The sequence below is a fragment of the Christiangramia aestuarii genome (assembly GCF_009735585.1).
GTDB lineage: Bacteria > Bacteroidota > Bacteroidia > Flavobacteriales > Flavobacteriaceae > Christiangramia > Christiangramia aestuarii.
In genome coordinates this window covers 356,496-374,988 of sequence record NZ_VJVW01000001.1, presented here as the reverse complement: position 1 = coordinate 374,988, position 18,493 = coordinate 356,496, and the positions used below count along the sequence as shown (strand labels likewise).

Genomic DNA, 18,493 nt, shown 5'->3' with positions numbered 1-18,493 from the left:
AAAGCGGAGCTATGGGGTAATTCAGAATTTAGTTTCCTCTTCAAAAGGTTTTATATTTACGGTAATTTTTAAGACAATTGATGGCTATAGAGCAGATACCTTACTCAGAAACAAATTATTTCTCAGATCTCATCCTTGATTACCTTTCTGAAAAGGAGGAATTGAAGAACTTTTATAAGCGCTTTCCCCGTATTGATAATTTCGAAGCCCAGATAAAGGAAAAAAGCGAGTCTTATGACCATAAGATTAGACAGGACCTGTTTGAGGTTCTTACTGAGCAGTATCGGGAATTAGATGTTTCTGATAAGACGCGAAAGAATATTGAGGTTTTAAAGGAGAAGAATACATTTACCGTGGTTACCGGTCACCAGCTGAATTTATTTACCGGGCCGCTGTACTTTCTTTATAAGATCGTTTCTACCATCAATCTAACCAGCCGTTTAAAGGAAAGATATCCGGAAAATGATTTTGTGCCGGTTTACTGGATGGCAACTGAGGATCATGATTTTGAGGAGATCAATTTCTTTAATCTGCATGGAAAGAAATTCAAATGGAACAAGGCTGATGAAAGGGCCGGAAAAACGGCCGTTGGGAAACTTTCTACCAAGGGGCTGAAAGATGTTTTTGAACTCTTTTCCGCGGAACTTGGAGGAGGCGAAAATGCTGAAAAACTGAAGGCCCTATTTGAAAATGCTTATCTAAACCATGATAACCTTACCGATGCCACCCGCTACCTCGCTAATGAGATCTTTGGGGAATACGGTCTTGTGATCGTGGCTGCAGGAGATGCGAGGTTGAAGAATCATTTTGCTCCCTACGCTAAAAATGAGCTTCTTAAACAGGTTTCCTATGAAAAGACCTCCGCCAGTGTAGAAAATTTGAATTCCCTTGGGTATAATGTACAGGTGAACCCTAGGGAGATCAACCTATTCTATCTAAATGAGGAGATTAGGGAAAGGATCATCAAAAGAGAGGATAAATACTATGTTCACGAAACCGAAATTTCCTGGAGTGAAGACGAGATCCTGAACGAATTGCAGCAATACCCTGAGCGCTTTAGCCCTAACGTGATGATGAGGCCTTTATATCAGGAAGTGATCCTACCTAATCTATGCTATATAGGTGGAGGCGGTGAACTGGCTTACTGGCTGGAGTTAAAGGATTATTTTGAAGCTGAAAAGGTGATGTTTCCTATACTATTGCTCAGGAATTCAGCCTTGTTGCAAAGTGCCAAGCAAAATTACAAAAGAGAAAGACTGGATATTTCTATCCCGGAACTTTTCCTAAAGCAACATGAACTTATCAACAGGAAGGTAAGAAAGATCTCAAATATTGACATTGATTTCTCACCTCAGAAAGAGCATTTGGTGAAACAGTTCCAGGAAATGTATGAATTGGCAGAAAAAACAGATCAGTCTTTCCTCGGGGCTGTAAAGGCACAGGAAGTAAAACAGCTAAAAGGCCTGGATAATCTTGAAAAAAGACTGCTTAAAGCTCAAAAACGTAAATTGAAGGACGAGGTGGAGAGGATCACTGAAATACAGAACGATCTCTTCCCTAACCGAAGTTTACAGGAAAGACAAACCAACTTTTCAGAATTCTATGATGAATATGGAGAAGATCTTATCACTCAGTTACTGAATAATCTTGATCCTCTGGATGCTAACTTTAAAATTTTGACCTTTGGAAAAGAATAGAATGCATACCATAGACATGGATCTGGTTGAAATGACCCTGGATGTCATGAAATATACCATAGACCGGATCTCCAATGTGACCCCAGAAATGGGATCTCCTAAAAAGGAGGAAGACTTATTGCGTATAGTGGGAGAAACGATCACCCCCGAAGGTATTGGCGGGGAGAATGCTTTTCAGTTATTTCGGGATGTGCTGGTAAAGGCTACCGTACCCATAGATCATCCAAGACACCTGGCTTTTGTGCCTGCGGCGCCCACAAGGGCCGCCATCATGTTCGACCTGGTAACTTCAGCCTCGAGCATACATGGTGCATACTGGATGGAGGGTGCCGGAGGGATATTTTGCGAGAACCAGGCCATGAAATGGCTGGTGTCGCTAACCAAACTGCCCGAAGGTGCTTTTGGTGTATTTACAAGTGGAGGCACTGCGGCGAATTTATCGGCTTTGGTGACGGCAAGAGAAGAATGGAGAGAGCAGAAGCCCAAACATGCAAGAGAAAGAGCCTTACTAATGACCTCTACCGGGGCTCACAGTTCTATAAAATCCATGGCCAAGGTAATGGATGCAGATGTTCACCTGATAGATTCAGATGATGAATTCCTTTCTGGTGATGAACTTAAGGATGCAATAAAAGGTCTCAGCGAGCATGACCGGGACAGGCTATTTGCAGTAGTGGCCACGGGAGGAACTACTAATGCGGGAATTATTGATGACCTGCAGGGAATTGCCGATGTTTGCGAAGAAGAGAATATCTGGTTGCATGTAGATTGTGCTTATGGCGGTGGAGCCCTGGCGGCTAATTCGGTCAGGTTTTTATTCAATGGGATAGAAAAGGCAGATAGTATTACCATAGACCCCCACAAATGGTTGTTCTCTCCTTACGATTGTGGCGCCGTGATCTATAAGAACCTGGAACTGGCGAAAAAAGCCCATTCCCAAAAGGGAGCTTACCTGGAGATCTTTAAAGATGAAGGAGCACAGGGCTTTAACCCGGCCGATTACCAGATCCAGCTTACCCGTCGATTAAGAGGAATGCCTTTGTGGTTTTCTTTAGCCATGCATGGGACAAATAAGTATAAAGAAGCTATAGAACGTGGGATAGAACTGGCCAAAATTGCTGAAGAAAAAATCAAGAATGGCTCTAACCTTGAACTGGTGAGGCCTTCAAGTCTATCTGTGGTTTTATTCAAAAGAAAGGGTTGGACTGCTGAAGATTACCGGGACTGGACCTATAGAAATCATAATTCGGGATTCGCGCTGGTCACTCCCTCCATCTGGAAGGAAGAAAGCGTGATAAGATTTTGCTTTATAAATCCCGATACTACCGAAAAGGATATAGACGAGATCCTGGCGACACTGGAATAAGTATATATCAGTCTATTTCATATTCCAGCCTCATGGTGATCGAAGCTGTTTTATTTTTATCGGCGGTGTTATAAGCGCCGCTCCAGCTATAGTCTTCGCCGCTGTTCTGGCCTGTGATCTGAAAAACGCCCATACCGGCGTTTTTGAGATCTCCGAGACTACCACCGCTGTTTTCGGCGATCTTTTCGGCTCTTAACCGGCCGTCTTCGGTGGCTTTAGAGATCATTTCGATCTTAAGGTCGGCAAGCCTGGTGTAGTAATATCGTGGGGGAGAGGAATTGAACTGCACACCTTTGTTGAGCAATTGAGTGATCTCCCGGGAGACCTCCTCGATCTTTTCAACCTCATTAGATTCGATCTTTATAGGCTGCACCAGTTCATACCCCTTAAAGATGCTGCCGGTGAAGTTACCGTTCTGGTACTGGTTTTCGCGTTGCTCCACTGTCTGGACAGAATTGAAGACTATATTCTCCGGTTCGATTCCCTGTTCTACCAGGTAATTTTTTACGATTTCCTTATCCCGGTTTAACTGTTCATAGGCTTTCTCCAAATTAGGGTTCATGCGGCTGAAGCGACCTTCCCAAACAATAAGGTCTGAAATGAAATTCTCACTTCCCGAGCCGGTCACCGAGATGACTCCATCCGGGTTAGCGCGGGAAACATACGAGTTACCCAGTAAATAGGCAGAGAGGATAATGGCTATCGAAAAAATGACCGCAGGAAAATATTTCATATGTAACAAATTAGACCACTCTAAATATAAATAATCTCCCGCATCTGTAAACGGAAATTTCCTTCCGAAGATTTAGAAGTAAATAGACCTGTTTTTTAATTTTTGCGTTTAAATAAATGAATATTGCTTTTTGTAAGAAGCTGTATTCTATATAGTTAAATGATTCCGATTTATTTTTTTTGTATATTCAGTTCTGTGAAAATCTCGAGTATACGAAGATTTTCACTCTCCTAAGTAACCACTAAACCAATCAATATTATGAAAAGACTATTTGTACTTTTTGCGATCATTCTTTTTAGTTTTTCATCTTATGCCCAGGATTCGGGAGATGCAAAATCTGCTATCAAGGAGAATTCTGAAATAATGCATGAAGCTATGAAAAATGGTGACTATGAAAAATTTAGTTCTTTCTTCGCTGAAGATGTGATGTTCAAAATGTCGGGACATCAGCCTATAAGCGGCAGGGCTGCCGTGACCGAGGCTCACAAGCCCATGGCGCAGCAGGAAATGCAGCTGGTGATAAATACCGAAGAGGTTCAGGATTTTGGAGATTATGCCCACGAGATAGGGAATTACGAGATACATACTAAAGACGGGCAAAAGGTAGACCACGGGCATTACTCGACCTTGTGGAAAAAAATAGATGGTGAATGGAAGATCTACCGTGACGTGATCAGTACTTCGGTATCTGCAAAATAAGACTTCAGCAGTTGAAAAATTTAAAGTCTCGTGTATACACGAGACTTTTTTATTGTAAAGAAAAAATCCCCAAGTTAACTGAGGACTTTTAATGTAGGGCAAAAAAAAGATTAATCATTATGCATTTAACAGCAAGTAGGTGATAAGTATTATCATAAATAGATCGACTCCATAAATAGGAATCGTTTCCTTGGGAAGCAACCAGGCCGATTCTTTAAACCTATTCCTTTTCCTGTTTCTGCTTCCCGTTTCAATTTACATGATTTGGATACTGTAAAGTTAACTTCCTGTTTCTAAATAAAATATCAACAGATAAGAATTAAATATTAAAAAATTTGAGCTGCTGTTAAAGAAAGAAGGTTTTTTTATGACTCTGACTAAAACCGATTGTTTCAGAGAATAATTCAGGGAGTCTTAAGGTCCCGTTTTGCGATTAAAAAGAAGTGGTAATAACAAGGAAATTAATAGGCTGTATTTATTTTATTTTTAGCTCATTTTCCTATTTTTGCGCATGCAAAACAACGTACTCATCTTAGACTTCGGTTCGCAGTACACCCAGCTTATCGCGCGCAGAGTAAGAGAGCTGAATATTTACTGCGAAATTTATCCCTACAGTAAAATTCCAGAAGATTTATCGGGTTTTAAAGCGGTTATCCTTTCAGGAAGTCCGTTTTCGGTAAGAGCAGAAGATGCTCCCCATCCAGATCTTTCCCAAATTAGAGGTAAACTTCCTATCCTGGCAGTTTGTTATGGAGCACAGTACCTGGCCCATTTCTTTGGTGGGAAGGTAGAGCCTTCAGACACCCGGGAGTACGGAAGGGCAAACCTTTCTGTGATCAAGGATGCTGAAACCCTTTTTGAAGATATTACCGAGAATTCGCAGGTATGGATGAGCCATAGTGATTCCATCATCAAACTTCCTGAAAACGCGGTGAGACTTGCTAGTACCTCAGATGTACTGAATGCGGCCTACCGTATAGAAGGTGAGGAAACCTACGCGATACAGTTCCACCCGGAGGTATATCATTCGACCGATGGAAAGCAGTTACTGGAGAACTTCCTTGTTAAGATCGCCGGAACCAAACAAACCTGGACTCCAGGAGCCTTTGTAGATCTTACGGTAGATGAGCTGAAGGAAAAGATCGGGGATGATAAAGTAGTGCTTGGCCTGAGTGGAGGAGTAGATTCTACGGTGGCGGCGGTATTGCTGCATAAAGCTATAGGCAAGAATCTATACTGTATTTTTGTTAATAACGGCTTATTAAGAAAGAACGAATTCGAAAGCGTTCTGGATCAATATAAACATATGGGGCTTAATGTTAAGGGAGTTGATGCTTCGGCACGATTTCTGGATGCCCTGAAGGGATTAAGCGATCCTGAAGAAAAACGTAAGGCCATCGGTAATACCTTTATCGAGGTATTTGATGATGAGGCTCACGAAATTACAGATGTGACCTACCTTGCCCAGGGAACTATCTATCCAGATGTGATAGAGTCTGTTTCGGTAAACGGGCCATCGGTTACTATCAAATCTCATCATAACGTAGGGGGATTGCCAGATTTCATGAAACTGAAAGTGGTGGAACCATTAAGGATGTTATTTAAAGATGAGGTAAGGAGAGTAGGTAAAGAACTTGGAATAGATAAGGAATTATTGGGTAGACATCCTTTCCCGGGACCGGGACTGGCTATCAGGATCCTTGGCGATATCACTGCAGAAAAAGTGAGGATACTTCAGGAAGTAGATCATATATTTATCCAGGGCCTAAGAGACTGGATGCTGTATGATAAGGTATGGCAGGCAGGCGCGATCCTTTTACCTATACAGTCTGTTGGAGTGATGGGAGACGAAAGGACCTATGAGCAGGTAGTTGCATTAAGAGCTGTGGAATCTACCGATGGAATGACCGCAGACTGGGTGAATTTGCCTTATGAATTCTTACAAAAAACATCCAATACAATAATAAACCGTGTTAAGGGCGTTAATAGAGTGGTATATGATATAAGCTCCAAACCACCTGCAACCATAGAGTGGGAATAAAAAATTATCGTTACAACCTAAATCTTTAAGAATGAAGTATCTATTTGTAATATGTTTTCTTTTTCAAGTCTATTCGACCTCGGCTAATGCCCAGGCTTATAAATATCATACGGTAAAGAAGGGAGAAACCGTTTTCAGTATCTCCCAGACCTACAATATTGATGAGGAAGATATTTACAAATACAATCCCGATGCTAAGGAAGGGATCGGCATTAATGAAAAGCTGGTCATCCCGGTAAGTACTTCCAAACCTGAATCGAAGACAAAAGCCGCTTCCCAGTTCGTGGAGCACAGGGTAAAAAGAAAGGAAACCCTTTACAGCCTTGCCAGAGAATACAAGGTAAGCGTAGACGATATCAAAAGATATAACAAGCAGCTTTATTCGAAGGAACTTCAAATGGGAGAAACCATCAGGATTCCTGTAGGAGGTTCAAATTCAACTGAAGATTCGGGATCGCTGATTGCAGATAATACCAGCAAACCTTCGGCCCCGGCCAATCCTGCGAAAAGCCAGATCACCAGCACCAGGGAGCATATTGTTCTACCTAAGGAAACCAAGTTTGGGATCGCCCGTAAATACGGGATGACTCTAAAAGAACTCGATGCCCTGAACCCAAAAGTTGAGGTACTACAACCCGGAATGATGATAAGGGTAGGCACCGACGTTCTGGAAGACGAACCGGTGATCATTACCGATGAGCGTTTCAGGTTCTACGAGGTACAGCCTAAAGAAACCCTTTTCAGCCTTACCAGGAGATTTGGAGTGAGCGCCGATTCTCTTAAGCAATTGAATCCTGCCTTGAAAGACGGACTGAAATTCGGGATGGTTTTAAAAGTGCCTGAGAATCCTGAGGGAAAAGGCACCGAAGAGAACGACTATTTCAATATGGCCGATGCAGCCAATATGAAGATAGACCTGAGCAGCTCTGTGAATAACAGAAGTACTAAAGAAATCGCGGTAATGCTGCCGTTCCATCTGAATAAGATAGATGCAGATTCTATCGAAACCTATCGCAATTCAATTCTGAATGAAAGAGTGGTAAGGATTTCCCTCGATTTTTATTCCGGAGTTTTAATGGCGGTAGACAACGCAAAATCCATGGGTATCTCTACCAATCTGAAAGTTTACGATACCAAACGTGATCCTTCACAGGTTGCGAACATCATCAACACTAATGATTTTTCCAATGTAAATGCGGTGATCGGACCTTTCCTTAAGGAGACCACTGAAGCTGCGGCCTCCAAGCTGGAATCCAGGAACGTACCGGTTATCAACCCGCTTTCCAATCGAAGCATGAGAGGTTTTGAAAACCTTTTTCAATCCAGGCCTAGCGATGAGATCCTGAAAAATGCCATGTTGGATTATATTTCCAGGAATGCACAGGCTAAGAACGTGATCATCATTGCCGATGGGCAGGCATTCCAGATCAAAAGTGAATTGACCAGTATGATCCCTTCCGCCAGGACCGTTACGCCAACCAATAATTATGTTTCAGAAGAGACGCTGAAAAAGATGATGAGTCCGGGAGCTAACTGGGTGATCCTGGAGTCTGAAAACATTAACGTGGTAAGCAGCGCTACTTCAGCATTGAACCGGCTGGCCAGGGAAAATGATATTACCCTTTTAACTACCAATAAGAACAATGCTTACGAGAGTGATATTATTTCTAACAACCACCTGGGGACTTTAAAGTTTCATTATCCTTCTGTAGACAGGGAGTATGATATCGCGGCTTCTGAAGATTTTATAAATGATTACGAGGAGAGATTCGGGATCCAGCCAAATCAGTATGCTCTTAGAGGATACGATCTAACCATGGACGTCCTGTTGAGACTTGCTTCTGCTGAAGATCTATATGAATCTTTTGAAAGATATCCCGGTTATACCGAATATTTTGAAAGCAAATTTCACTATATGCCAAAATCGGGAGGCGGTTTCGCTAACGACGCGATTTATATACTAAAGCTGAACAAGGACCTAAGCATAACTAACGCCAATGACTTCTAAAGTTAAATATCTCGGAGATCTCAGGACAGAATCTAAGCATTTACAAAGTGGTTCCAGGATGATCACCGATGCCCCGGTTGACAACCATGGTAAAGGAGAGGCTTTCTCCCCAACCGATACGGTGGCAAATGCTCTTGCTACCTGTATGCTAACGGTAATGGGTGTCAAGGCGGAATCCCTAGGAGTAGATATGAAAGGAGCCAGTGCCGAGGTTACCAAGACCATGGCTGATGAACCTAGACGTATTTCCAGGATAGATGTTGCTATACATTTCCCTAGAAAGTTTGATAAAAAAGAAACCGAAATTTTGGAAAGGACCGGAAGAACCTGCCCGGTGCTGCAAAGTCTTCATCCAGATATAGAGAAGAATATTAGCTTTTCTTATTCATGAAAAATTCGATCTTGCTTTTGTTTTTTCTGAACTTTTGTCCTTGTCTACCTGCTCAGGAAAAGATCGAAAAAATAAGCTGGCAGGAAGAAAGGCCCTTGACCTGGGCCGATTTTAAGGCTGCACCGGATTACTCCATTTCTTATTCTGCGAATACGAATTCAGGAATCAGTTATTCCTGGAATTACAGCACCGCTACAGGTGAGCCGGTCTTGGAATATGAAGTTTTCAGTAATTTTTATCCTAAGCGGTCCTGGGTGAAAGGTATCGAGAATGAGGAATATCTTCTGGCCCACGAACAGTTGCACTTTGACATTTCAGAATTACATGCCCGGAAACTCAGGAAAGCCGTGGAGGAATATGAAATAGGACGAAATATTCGCAGAGACCTGAGAAATATTTATGACCGGATAGATAAGGAACGGGTCACGATGCAGAACCAGTTCGACCGGGAGACCTCGCATAGTGAAAACAGGAGTGCAGAGATGAAATGGAGAAAATTTATCGCTGCTGAACTAAAGAAACTGGGAAACTACTCTAATCAGTAATTCGCAACCTCTTTTTTGGCGCTTTCAAAATCTCGCAGAATCTCGTTTACAATTTCTGCGGCGGGTTTTATTTCATGAATAAGGCCCGAGATCTGCCCGATCTCAAGTTCACCTTCTTCCAGGTCACCTTCGAACATACCTTTTTTAGCTCTAGCCCTTCCTAAAAGTTCAATCAGTTCCTCTTTGCTTGGAGCCTTTGCATACAAATTCTGTATATCTTCATAGAATTTGTTTTTAAGCAGGCGTACCGGCGCCAGTTCCTTTAAGGTTAGTACAGTATCACCTTCTTTAGCGCTCACCACCATCTCCTTGAAATTCTTATGGGAAGAGGCTTCTGGGGTGGCCACGAACCTGCTGCCTATTTGAACGGCATCTGCACCAAGTACCATCGCGGCTAACATTCCCCTTCCTGTGGCTATACCACCAGCAGCGATTAAGGGAATCGAAATCTTTTCCTTTACCATTGGAATAAGGGTGAAGGTGGTGGTTTCATCCCTTCCGTTATGCCCTCCGGCTTCGAAACCTTCAGCAACTACGGCATCTACACCGGCTTCCTGGGACTTTATCGCGAACTTCACACTGCTAACCACATGAACCACTTTAATGCCATGTTCCTGTAAATGCTTGGTCCAGGTTTTAGGGTTGCCCGCCGAGGTGAAGACGATCTTAACTCCCTCCTTAATGATGATTTCCATGATCCTATCGATCTCCGGGTACAACATGGGAACATTCACCGCGAAAGGTTTATTGGTGGCCTTCTGGCATTTCTGAATATGTTCCCTAAGGACTTCAGGGTACATAGAACCAGAACCAATAATACCCAATCCTCCGGCATTAGATACAGCGCTGGCGAGTTTCCAGCCACTGGCCCAGATCATTCCGGCCTGGATTAAAGGATATTCAATATTGAAAAGTTCTGTGATTCTATTTTGGGTCGCCATTATTGTTTGAATTTGTTGTTCAAACATAACAATATAAATGCCTTCTTGAAACCCGGAGTACCAAATTTATTCGGGCATCTAGCCCTTTTGTATAGAAAAAAGGTTTTGTACTTAGGAGATGACTCCCGAACCTAATAATTCCTCATCTTTATACCAGGCGACGAACTGTCCCTCGGTGATGGAAGCCTGCGGTTCATCAAAGAGCACATACATGCCATTCTCTGTTTGGTATAGCGTTGCATCCTGTAAAGGCTGGCGGTATCTTATCCTGGCCTTAATTCTAAGTTCCTGGTCGTTTTCGATCTTCAGGTCCCGGCGTATCCAGTGTACTTCGTCCTGGGCGATAAAAAGACCTTTGCGGTATATTCCCGGGTGATCTTTCCCCTGGCCGGTATAGATCACATTTTCATCTACATCTGTATCTATAACGAATAAAGGTTCTGGAGTACCACCCACGGCAAGGCCTTTACGCTGACCCTTGGTGAAATAATGTGCCCCCTGGTGTTTGCCAACCACTTTTCCATCATTCAGCTGGTAGTCGAATTTTTTTGATAAATGCTGAAGCTGGTCAAGTTTTGAACTGAAATTATTCTTTTCCTCTTTAAAAGTATCATTATCTGCCGCTACTTCAACAATAACTCCTTCTTTAGGTTTTAATTTTTGCTGAAGGAAATCCGGTAGTCTAACCTTTCCAATAAAGCAAAGTCCCTGCGAGTCTTTCTTCTCTGCAGTGACCAGGTTCTGTTCTGCCGCGATCTTCCTTACCTCAGATTTCTGAAGTTCACCAATAGGGAAGAGGGTCCTCGAAAGTTGCTCCTGGGTTAACTGGCAAAGGAAATAAGACTGGTCTTTATTATTGTCTTTCCCGGCAAGTAACTGGTAGACCTTCTCGCCGTCCTTATCTATTTCTCCTTTACGGCAATAGTGACCGGTAGCCACGTAATCTGCACCAAGGGATAGGGCGATCTTCATAAAAACATCGAATTTGATCTCTCGATTACACAGCACATCAGGATTCGGGGTACGGCCACGCTCATATTCATTGAACATATAATCTACGATACGTTCCTTATATTGTTCGCTTAGATCTACCGTTTGAAAGGGGATGCCGAGTTTTTCGGCAACCATCATTGCATCATTACTGTCGTCCAGCCATGGGCATTCATCGGAAATGGTGACCGAATCATCATGCCAGTTCTTCATAAAAAGACCTATTACCTCATAACCCTGTTCTTTTAAAAGATAGGCTGAAACACTAGAATCAACACCTCCGGACAGTCCGACAACAACTTTTTTCATGCTTTAAAATATTATTCATTTTCAATACCCACTATGAAGTCGGATTGAGGGGCACAAAATTACGAAATAAAAAAAGGTGGCGAAAGCCACCTTTGATTCTATATATTCAGAAAGTTTATTGTCTTTCAAAACTAAGGCTGGAAGTAGCTGATAGGTTAGGAACAAAGGTAAACCTGTTAGCGCTGCTAAAGGTCACTGTTCCGGCTACGGGCTCGTCAAATCCAGGGACTTCTATGGTATACTGGGAATTCGAGGAGCTGCTCCATTCCCCGGTATCTTCAGCTGAAACACAATTGCCATCTACCGTTGAGTAAAAAGTAGAGCTAGCCGTTTCGTCGGCATTAAAGGTGATCGTTGAGCGTCCCGTACAGTCATCTACAGTCACTCCCGGTACATTAGTAGCATCCACAAGTACCCACGTGCCAATGATATTTCCGTTGGAACCTGCATCATCATCGTCGCTGCAGGCTATAAATAAAGTAATGGATAATAACAGTAATATGATCTTTTTCATAAGTAGTTAATTTAGTTTATCAAATATATTCAATTATTAATAATCTTCTTCTCTTTCCAATTTTCCTTCAGAATAATATTTCCAGGTGCCAAACTTATTACCCTCGAGGTAAGAGCCCTCCATGGTCTTTTCACTTTTTACATTATAATAAGTTGCGGGGCCATGTAATTTCCCGTTCTGATAGGTCAATTCTTTGGTAACCTGGCCATTGTCGGCATATATAAAACTCTTTCCATGTTTTTCGCCCTTAGAATACTCCGTCTTCTCAGCTAGTTTACCATTAGGGTAAAAGGTCTCCTGCAGGCCATGAAGAAGGTCATTCCTGTAATCTTCTTTCATCATGATGCTGTCTGACTGCTGATGAAAATAAAGCCATTCCCCTTCACGTTTTTTGTTTAACATTTTTCCTTCACTTATGGGTTTTCCCGATTGTGTGAAATAAGTGACCTGTACCGAGTCTGTATCCTCTTGAAATTCCATAATGGCGGAAGGATGCTGATAAAAACCTTTTTTGTAGAATTTAAAAATCCCGGTCTCCTGGCCATGTTCAAAATTACCTTCGAATTTAGGATCGAAAGTGCCCTCAAAATCTACTTTCCAATAGCCATGACGGCGTCCCTGGCTGTCTAACTGATTGTTTTGTGATTTACAAAGCGTTGAAAAAGAGAGTGATAAAATTAAAAAAATTAGATGTTTATTCATTTTTAACAAACATTAAACAGAATTATAGACTTTTTGGCTCTACATTTACGTACCAATGATTATTCAAAAGCTAATCAATAACTAAAACTTAGAATTATGAATTTTATTTTAAAAAATGTGAAATTAAGTTTCCTGGCGCTCATTATCTGCTTTGGTTTTACCGCATGTGATGAAGAAGATGATTTTCAATTTGATGATGACGTAACAGTGACTCCCGATCCAGATCCAACCGATGATGGAGGGGTAGAATCCAACAACATTCTCGATTTTGCTTCGGCAAATGGTTACACCACTTTTGTTGCAGCTGCAGAAGCTGCAGATCTAACTAGTGTATTAGTAGGTGATGATGAGCTGACCGTCTTCATGCCTACCAATGATGCTTTCCAGGCTTTATTAGACTCTAATGACGACTGGACTGCCTTGGGAGATATTCCAGAAGACCTTCTAGTAGAAGTATTGATGAACCATGTTCAGTCAGGAAGCCTGATGGCTGCAGATCTTAGTACAGGTTATCTTACCAGTATGGCTCAAACTGAAATTGATGGTGAAATGATAGATCTTAGTCTGTATGTAAATGTTGGTGAAACAGTAATGCTTAATGGAATGAGTACTGTAACCGATCCTGATAATGAGGTTGATAATGGGGTTGTCCACGTAGTAGACGCCGTTATTGGGTTACCAGATTTAACCACTTTTGCTACTGCAGATCCGGATTTTGATTCTTTAGAAGCCGCTTTAACTGAAGCTGAACTTGTAACAACTCTTCAGGGAGATGGGCCATTTACTGTTTTTGCCCCTGTTAATGACGCGTTCCAGGCCTTACTCGATTCTAATGATGATTGGACTGAATTAACTGATATTGATTCTGAAACTTTAACTGCGGTGCTTACCTACCATGTAATTTCAGGAATAAATGCTAATTCTGAAGATATTGACGATGGAACTATGGTTACCACCGTTCAAGGTCAAGATCTAACTATAAATAAAGATGGGGATGGAAATGTTACCGTAACCGACGCTACAGGAGCTACCGTAAATGTTGTTGCTGCGAATGTTCAGGCGACCAACGGTATCATTCATGCAGTGGATGGAGTACTGCTTCCAGATATGAGCGACGATTCCGAATAATTTTAAATTAATTGTTTGAATACTAAAGTCCTTGCTTCTTAAGCAGGGGCTTTTTTTATTCCTTTTTCAATCTTTGGCTAAGAGCATTCTTCGCTTATATCCTTAAGCAAATTTGACCGGGAATAAATAAACCATTCAACTTCAACCTGGAACCCGAGAATCAATTCTAAAATTTAATAGGTAGATTTAGTTTCCGGTATCTATAAAAAAAAAAGCCCCTTGATCAAGGGGCTTTTATATTCACTAGAAATTATTCTCAATTAGCGTTTCTGTTTTTTCTGCTGTTCTTCAGCCTGTTCCATCATTTCCTGGAACTTCCTGGTGAACCTGTTCTGCTTTTTAGGCTTTTTCTTGTTCTCCTGTATCTTCGCATGGATCTTATCTTCATCGATGATCACATACTTGATCACTAACATGATCCCAATGGTGATCAGGTTAGAAGTGAAGTAATATAATGAAAGTCCAGACGCATAATTGTTGAAGAATATCAACATGATTAGCGGCGAAAGATACATAAGGAACTTCATGTTGGGCATTCCCGGCTGCTGGCTGGCCTGCATATTCTGCCCTGTGGTCATCATCATATAGATAAAGATGGCAATAGAAGCAAGAATAGGGAATAAACTTACATGGTCTCCATAGAATGGAAGGTGAAATGGTAACTCTGCCACCACATCGTAACTTGAAAGGTCGTCTGCCCAAAGGAAACTTTTCTGTCTAAGCTGGAATGCACTTGGGAAGAACTGGAAAAGGGCATAAAAGACCGGGATCTGCATAAGCGCTGGTAAACATCCGCTCATAGGGCTGGCTCCCGCCTTGCTATAAAGCTTCATGGTCTCCTGCTGCTTCTTCATTGCATTATCCTTATACTTTTCATTGATCTCGTTGATCTCTGGTCTAAGTATCTTCATCTTGGCCTGGGACAGGTAAGACTTATAGGTAACCGGGGAAAGTACGATCCTTACCACGATGGTCATAGCAATAATTGCAAGCCCGTAGCTTGGCAGTACTCCCGCAAGGAAAGCAAAGAATGGAATGAACAGGTATTTGTTTATCCATCCAAAGATTCCCCATCCAAGAGGAATGATCTCATCCAGGTTACGGTCATAGTCGTTCAGGATCTTATAGTCTGCAGGACCATAATACCAGTTCATATTATAGTTGAGCTCTCCTGCCTTTAGATCTAATGGGATCGTGGAGGCGAAGGTCTTAGTGAATACCGTATCTACCTCTTCATCCTCGACCAGGTTCTCGACTTCGAATTTCGCGGTCTGGAAAGGAGTGTCGGTTAGAAGGATTGAGGTAAAGAAGTGCTGTCTATAAGCAATATAGCTTATGTCTTCCTCCTCGTCGTCTCCACTGGAAAGGCTGCTGTCGTCTCCATCTTCATGTTCATAGATAAGGTCGGTATACCTGTTTTCATAAGAAATACTCTTGGCATGTCGGTATCCCTTAAGTTTCCAGTCCAGTACAGGAGTTTGAGAAGAATTAAGTATTCCGGTTAATCCCTGTGAACGTACACTGAAATCCAGCATATATTCTCCTGGACGCATGGCATAGCGATATTCCAGGTATTCATCTTCAGAAACCTTAAGTTTCATGGAAAGCACCTGGTTACCATTACTTTCGGTTAACTGAGGTTCAAAATAAAGGTTTTCAGTATTCAGTGTCCTCCCATCGGTAGTGCTGAACTGCATATTCAGGGAGGCATTCCCATCTTTGATCAAATGTACCGGTAGGGAATCATAGGTCTTATAATTCTTCAGCCTTGCTTCCTCTATATATCCACCTTTATTAGAGATCTTCAATTCTAACAGGTCGTTTGAGATCGTGGTAGTTCCTCCTTCAGCAGAAGCCAGGGTCTCAGAATATCCAAAAGCTCCCAGGCGACGCTGGGCATCGGCAAGGGCAGTGGAGTCATTGCTAACTTTCCTTGGCTCCTTATCATCTGCAACCTGCGTGTCCTGAGAACCTTCTACCTGTTCTGTGGTAGTGGTCTCCTCTGCAGGAACTTCTTCAGGGGTGTTATTATAAAGCATCCAAAGAAGGATACCTCCAATCAGAATAAATCCAATTATGGACTGAATGTCTATTTTCTTTTCTTCCATTATTTAATTTTGCTTAATCTTCCTTTGTCAAAAAAATGGCCATTTCTTATTTCTGTGCCATCTTGGCATTTTTCTGCTTTACAGAATGTTCGTGTGCGGCTTTTACAAAAGAGACAAAAAGAGGATGAGGGCTGGCCACCGTAGACTTATATTCCGGGTGGTACTGCACGCCTACAAACCAGGGGTGATCCTTTAATTCTACGATCTCTACCAGGCCTGTTTCCGGGTTGATCCCGGTGCTGGCCATTCCGGCATTTTCAAGTTGTTCTTTGTATTTATTATTGTACTCGTAACGGTGACGATGTCTTTCCTTGATCTCGGTAGTGCCATAGACCTTATGGATGATAGATCCTTCGGTAAGCACGCAGTCCCACGATCCAAGTCTCATGGTTCCTCCTTTATGAGTAACCTCCTTCTGCGCCTCCATCAGGTCTATAACCGGGTGCTTGGTGCCGGCATCCATTTCAGTTGAATTCGCATCTTTAAGCTGAAGCACGTTGCGGGCAAATTCGATCACCGCCATTTGCATTCCCAGGCAGATTCCAAGGAAAGGCAAGCCGTTCTCACGGGCATATCTTACCGCATCAATTTTACCTTCAATTCCACGTTCGCCAAACCCCGGTGCTACCAGGACCCCGTCAAGATGGCTTATTTTATTGTGGATAGTACTGTCATTAATGAATTCTGAATGTATATATTCCACCTTCACTGAAACTTCATTTTCTGCTCCCGCGTGAATGAAAGCTTCCAGGATAGATTTATAAGAATCCTGAAGTTCCACGTATTTCCCGATAAGACCAATATGCACTTCGGCCTTAGGATTTTTGTGTCTTTTCAGGAACTGGTTCCATCGCTCCAGGTTTGGAGTAGTGTCATCTGGTAAAGCAAGCTTCTTTAGGACCACCGTATCCAATCCTTCCTTAAGCATCATGTTCGGTACGTCATAAATGGTAGGTGCATCGATACTTTGTATCACGGCCTCCTGGCGTACGTTACAGAATATGGCCAGTTTCCTTCGAATATCGTCTGAAAGTTCATGCTCGGTACGGCAAACCAGGATGTCAGCTTTTATCCCGCTTTCCATCAGTGTTTTAACGCTATGCTGGGTAGGTTTAGTCTTTAACTCCCCGGCTGCGGAAAGATAAGGTACCAGGGTAAGATGTATCACCAGGGCATTATCATCACCCAGTTCCCATTTTAACTGTCTTACCGCTTCAATATATGGTAGAGACTCAATGTCACCCACGGTACCACCAATTTCAGTGATCACAATATCATAATCGCCATTCTGGCCAAGGATCTGTATCCTTTCCTTGATTTCGTTGGTAATATGGGGTACTACCTGCACGGTTTTTCCAAGAAATTCCCCGCGACGTTCCTTTTCTATCACACTCTGGTAGATCCTACCGGTGGTCACGTTGTTCGCCTGGGAAGTGTTCACGTTCAAAAAACGTTCGTAATGGCCAAGGTCGAGGTCTGTTTCAGCTCCATCTTCAGTTACATAACATTCTCCATGCTCATAGGGGTTCAAGGTTCCCGGATCTACGTTTATATAAGGATCCAGTTTCTGAATAGTAGCTTTAAAGCCCCTTGCCTGCAATAACTTTGCTAAAGAGGCGGCAATTATCCCTTTTCCAAGGGAAGAAGACACACCTCCTGTTACAAAAATATACTTGGTATCGGCCATTTTAGTCGTGTTTGTTGTGTTGTTTATTCAGGGCGCTAAATTACAAAGAAGAATAGAAAAACCTGCCAATTTAAAGCCCTAATATTAAGAGCTTTTTAACAGCAAATATTTAGCGTTTGTAAGGATCGGGATAGCGCTTCCTTATCTGTCGCAACAGGCCTTCCAGGCTGTTGATCTTTAATTCACAAACCTGCTGCATCTGTTCCCCGAGCTTTCCCTCTGGGAAGCCTTTTTGCCTGAACCAAACGTAATAAGGTTCCGGAATATCTGAGAGGTAATAGCCCTTGTATTTGCCAAAATGCATTTTTGCAAAGGCGAGTTCGAGAAGTTTTTTAGGATCTGGATTCAGCAAGACCTGGGTAAATTTAATTGAGGCGAAAGTTCAGAATAATTTTTTATTCAGAGGCCCTACTTTCTAAATTATGATCTCAGGATATTTTACCATTGCGACAATGGAAGAAAAAGAAGGCAGCAAAATTGGCCTGAATATGATGAAAATAGAGTCCTAAATTTCAGTAATAAAAAACTGCCGGTATTAGAGTTTCAGGCTTCGATTTTCGGAGTTAAATATTTGGTAATCCTTGTGCCTGCTCTAAATGGTATTTTTAGCTTTATGCTTTCCAAATTCAAATAC

16 protein-coding genes are annotated in these 18,493 nt (G+C 42.2%); 8 read left to right on the top strand and 8 right to left on the bottom strand.

Annotated elements, in window-relative coordinates:
- Positions 1-80 precede the first annotated feature (80 nt).
- Both bshC and FLP08_RS01555 read left to right on the top strand, forming a co-directional pair.
- Positions 81-1,697, top strand: a complete 1,617-nt coding sequence (gene bshC / locus FLP08_RS01560) for a bacillithiol biosynthesis cysteine-adding enzyme BshC (RefSeq protein WP_156273350.1) — start codon at positions 81-83, stop codon at positions 1,695-1,697.
- A 1-nt stretch (position 1,698) separates the two neighbouring features.
- Positions 1,699-3,063 (top strand): pyridoxal phosphate-dependent decarboxylase family protein, encoded by a 1,365-nt coding sequence (locus FLP08_RS01555; protein ID WP_156274300.1) that lies wholly within the window; start codon positions 1,699-1,701, stop codon positions 3,061-3,063.
- Positions 3,064-3,070: 7 nt separating this feature from the next.
- On the opposite strand, the gene FLP08_RS01550 is transcribed toward FLP08_RS01555, so the two are convergent.
- Positions 3,071-3,796, bottom strand: coding sequence for an SIMPL domain-containing protein (locus FLP08_RS01550; protein ID WP_156273348.1), 726 nt, complete (start codon positions 3,794-3,796; stop codon positions 3,071-3,073).
- A 258-nt stretch (positions 3,797-4,054) separates the two neighbouring features.
- Here FLP08_RS01550 and FLP08_RS01545 point away from each other — a divergent pair, with 258 nt between their 5' ends.
- From FLP08_RS01545 to FLP08_RS01525, 5 genes are all read left to right on the top strand, one after another.
- On the top strand, positions 4,055-4,495 hold the full coding sequence (locus FLP08_RS01545) for a YybH family protein (RefSeq protein WP_156273346.1): 441 nt from the start codon (positions 4,055-4,057) through the stop codon (positions 4,493-4,495).
- Positions 4,496-5,006: 511 nt separating this feature from the next.
- Positions 5,007-6,536 carry a glutamine-hydrolyzing GMP synthase gene (gene guaA, locus FLP08_RS01540; RefSeq protein ID WP_156273344.1) on the top strand — a complete coding sequence of 510 codons (1,530 nt, stop codon included), beginning with the start codon at positions 5,007-5,009 and terminating at the stop codon, positions 6,534-6,536.
- A 31-nt stretch (positions 6,537-6,567) separates the two neighbouring features.
- The gene (locus FLP08_RS01535; protein WP_156273342.1) at positions 6,568-8,544 is read left to right on the top strand and encodes a LysM peptidoglycan-binding domain-containing protein; all 1,977 of its coding nucleotides are present in this window, start codon (positions 6,568-6,570) and stop codon (positions 8,542-8,544) included.
- Entirely contained in the window at positions 8,534-8,935 is a 402-nt protein-coding gene (locus tag FLP08_RS01530) for an OsmC family protein (protein ID WP_156273340.1), read from the top strand. The genes FLP08_RS01535 and FLP08_RS01530 overlap by 11 nt, the downstream gene beginning before the upstream one ends.
- Positions 8,932-9,480: a DUF922 domain-containing protein gene (locus FLP08_RS01525; protein ID WP_156273338.1), complete on the top strand. Its 549-nt coding sequence runs from the start codon at positions 8,932-8,934 to the stop codon at positions 9,478-9,480. Before FLP08_RS01530 ends, FLP08_RS01525 begins: the two co-directional genes overlap by 4 nt.
- Here the strand turns inward: FLP08_RS01525 and FLP08_RS01520 are convergent.
- The 4 genes from FLP08_RS01520 to FLP08_RS01505 form a co-directional block, all read right to left on the bottom strand.
- The gene (locus tag FLP08_RS01520) at positions 9,474-10,421 is read right to left on the bottom strand and encodes an NAD(P)H-dependent flavin oxidoreductase (RefSeq protein WP_156273336.1); all 948 of its coding nucleotides are present in this window, start codon (positions 10,419-10,421) and stop codon (positions 9,474-9,476) included. The genes FLP08_RS01525 and FLP08_RS01520 overlap by 7 nt on opposite strands.
- A gap of 111 nt (positions 10,422-10,532) precedes the next feature.
- On the bottom strand, positions 10,533-11,720 hold the full coding sequence (gene mnmA / locus FLP08_RS01515) for a tRNA 2-thiouridine(34) synthase MnmA (RefSeq protein WP_156273334.1): 1,188 nt from the start codon (positions 11,718-11,720) through the stop codon (positions 10,533-10,535).
- A 115-nt stretch (positions 11,721-11,835) separates the two neighbouring features.
- Positions 11,836-12,234: a lipocalin-like domain-containing protein gene (locus tag FLP08_RS01510; RefSeq protein ID WP_156273332.1), complete on the bottom strand. Its 399-nt coding sequence runs from the start codon at positions 12,232-12,234 to the stop codon at positions 11,836-11,838.
- A 36-nt stretch (positions 12,235-12,270) separates the two neighbouring features.
- Complete coding sequence (locus FLP08_RS01505; RefSeq protein WP_156273330.1) at positions 12,271-12,936, bottom strand: toxin-antitoxin system YwqK family antitoxin; 666 nt, start codon at positions 12,934-12,936, stop codon at positions 12,271-12,273.
- Positions 12,937-13,032: 96 nt separating this feature from the next.
- Here FLP08_RS01505 and FLP08_RS01500 point away from each other — a divergent pair, with 96 nt between their 5' ends.
- Positions 13,033-14,064: a fasciclin domain-containing protein gene (locus FLP08_RS01500; protein WP_156273328.1), complete on the top strand. Its 1,032-nt coding sequence runs from the start codon at positions 13,033-13,035 to the stop codon at positions 14,062-14,064.
- 260 nt (positions 14,065-14,324) lie between these two features.
- Here FLP08_RS01500 and yidC read toward each other — a convergent pair whose 3' ends face one another.
- The 3 genes from yidC to FLP08_RS01485 form a co-directional block, all read right to left on the bottom strand.
- Positions 14,325-16,172 (bottom strand): membrane protein insertase YidC, encoded by a 1,848-nt coding sequence (gene yidC, locus FLP08_RS01495; protein ID WP_156273326.1) that lies wholly within the window; start codon positions 16,170-16,172, stop codon positions 14,325-14,327.
- A gap of 46 nt (positions 16,173-16,218) precedes the next feature.
- A complete protein-coding gene (gene pyrG, locus FLP08_RS01490) occupies positions 16,219-17,859 on the bottom strand; it encodes a CTP synthase (protein WP_156273324.1) in 1,641 nt (546 codons plus the stop codon).
- 109 nt (positions 17,860-17,968) lie between these two features.
- Positions 17,969-18,211: a DUF3820 family protein gene (locus FLP08_RS01485; protein WP_156273322.1), complete on the bottom strand. Its 243-nt coding sequence runs from the start codon at positions 18,209-18,211 to the stop codon at positions 17,969-17,971.
- Positions 18,212-18,493 lie beyond the last annotated feature (282 nt).

Bases quoted from the DNA above. Each gene is read 5' to 3' on its own strand.
- pyrG (WP_156273324.1), bottom strand. From the start codon at position 17,859: ATGGCCGATACCAAGTATATTTTTGTAACAGGAGGTGTGTCTTCTTCC.
- mnmA (WP_156273334.1), bottom strand. From the start codon at position 11,720: ATGAAAAAAGTTGTTGTCGGACTGTCCGGAGGTGTTGATTCTAGTGTT.
- FLP08_RS01530 (WP_156273340.1), top strand. From the start codon at position 8,534: ATGACTTCTAAAGTTAAATATCTCGGAGATCTCAGGACAGAATCTAAG.
- FLP08_RS01550 (WP_156273348.1), bottom strand. From the start codon at position 3,796: ATGAAATATTTTCCTGCGGTCATTTTTTCGATAGCCATTATCCTCTCT.
- bshC (WP_156273350.1), top strand. From the start codon at position 81: ATGGCTATAGAGCAGATACCTTACTCAGAAACAAATTATTTCTCAGAT.
- FLP08_RS01555 (WP_156274300.1), top strand. From the start codon at position 1,699: ATGCATACCATAGACATGGATCTGGTTGAAATGACCCTGGATGTCATG.
- guaA (WP_156273344.1), top strand. From the start codon at position 5,007: ATGCAAAACAACGTACTCATCTTAGACTTCGGTTCGCAGTACACCCAG.
- FLP08_RS01505 (WP_156273330.1), bottom strand. From the start codon at position 12,936: ATGAATAAACATCTAATTTTTTTAATTTTATCACTCTCTTTTTCAACG.
- yidC (WP_156273326.1), bottom strand. From the start codon at position 16,172: ATGGAAGAAAAGAAAATAGACATTCAGTCCATAATTGGATTTATTCTG.
- FLP08_RS01500 (WP_156273328.1), top strand. From the start codon at position 13,033: ATGAATTTTATTTTAAAAAATGTGAAATTAAGTTTCCTGGCGCTCATT.
- FLP08_RS01525 (WP_156273338.1), top strand. From the start codon at position 8,932: ATGAAAAATTCGATCTTGCTTTTGTTTTTTCTGAACTTTTGTCCTTGT.
- FLP08_RS01510 (WP_156273332.1), bottom strand. From the start codon at position 12,234: ATGAAAAAGATCATATTACTGTTATTATCCATTACTTTATTTATAGCC.
- FLP08_RS01520 (WP_156273336.1), bottom strand. From the start codon at position 10,421: ATGGCGACCCAAAATAGAATCACAGAACTTTTCAATATTGAATATCCT.
- FLP08_RS01545 (WP_156273346.1), top strand. From the start codon at position 4,055: ATGAAAAGACTATTTGTACTTTTTGCGATCATTCTTTTTAGTTTTTCA.
- FLP08_RS01535 (WP_156273342.1), top strand. From the start codon at position 6,568: ATGAAGTATCTATTTGTAATATGTTTTCTTTTTCAAGTCTATTCGACC.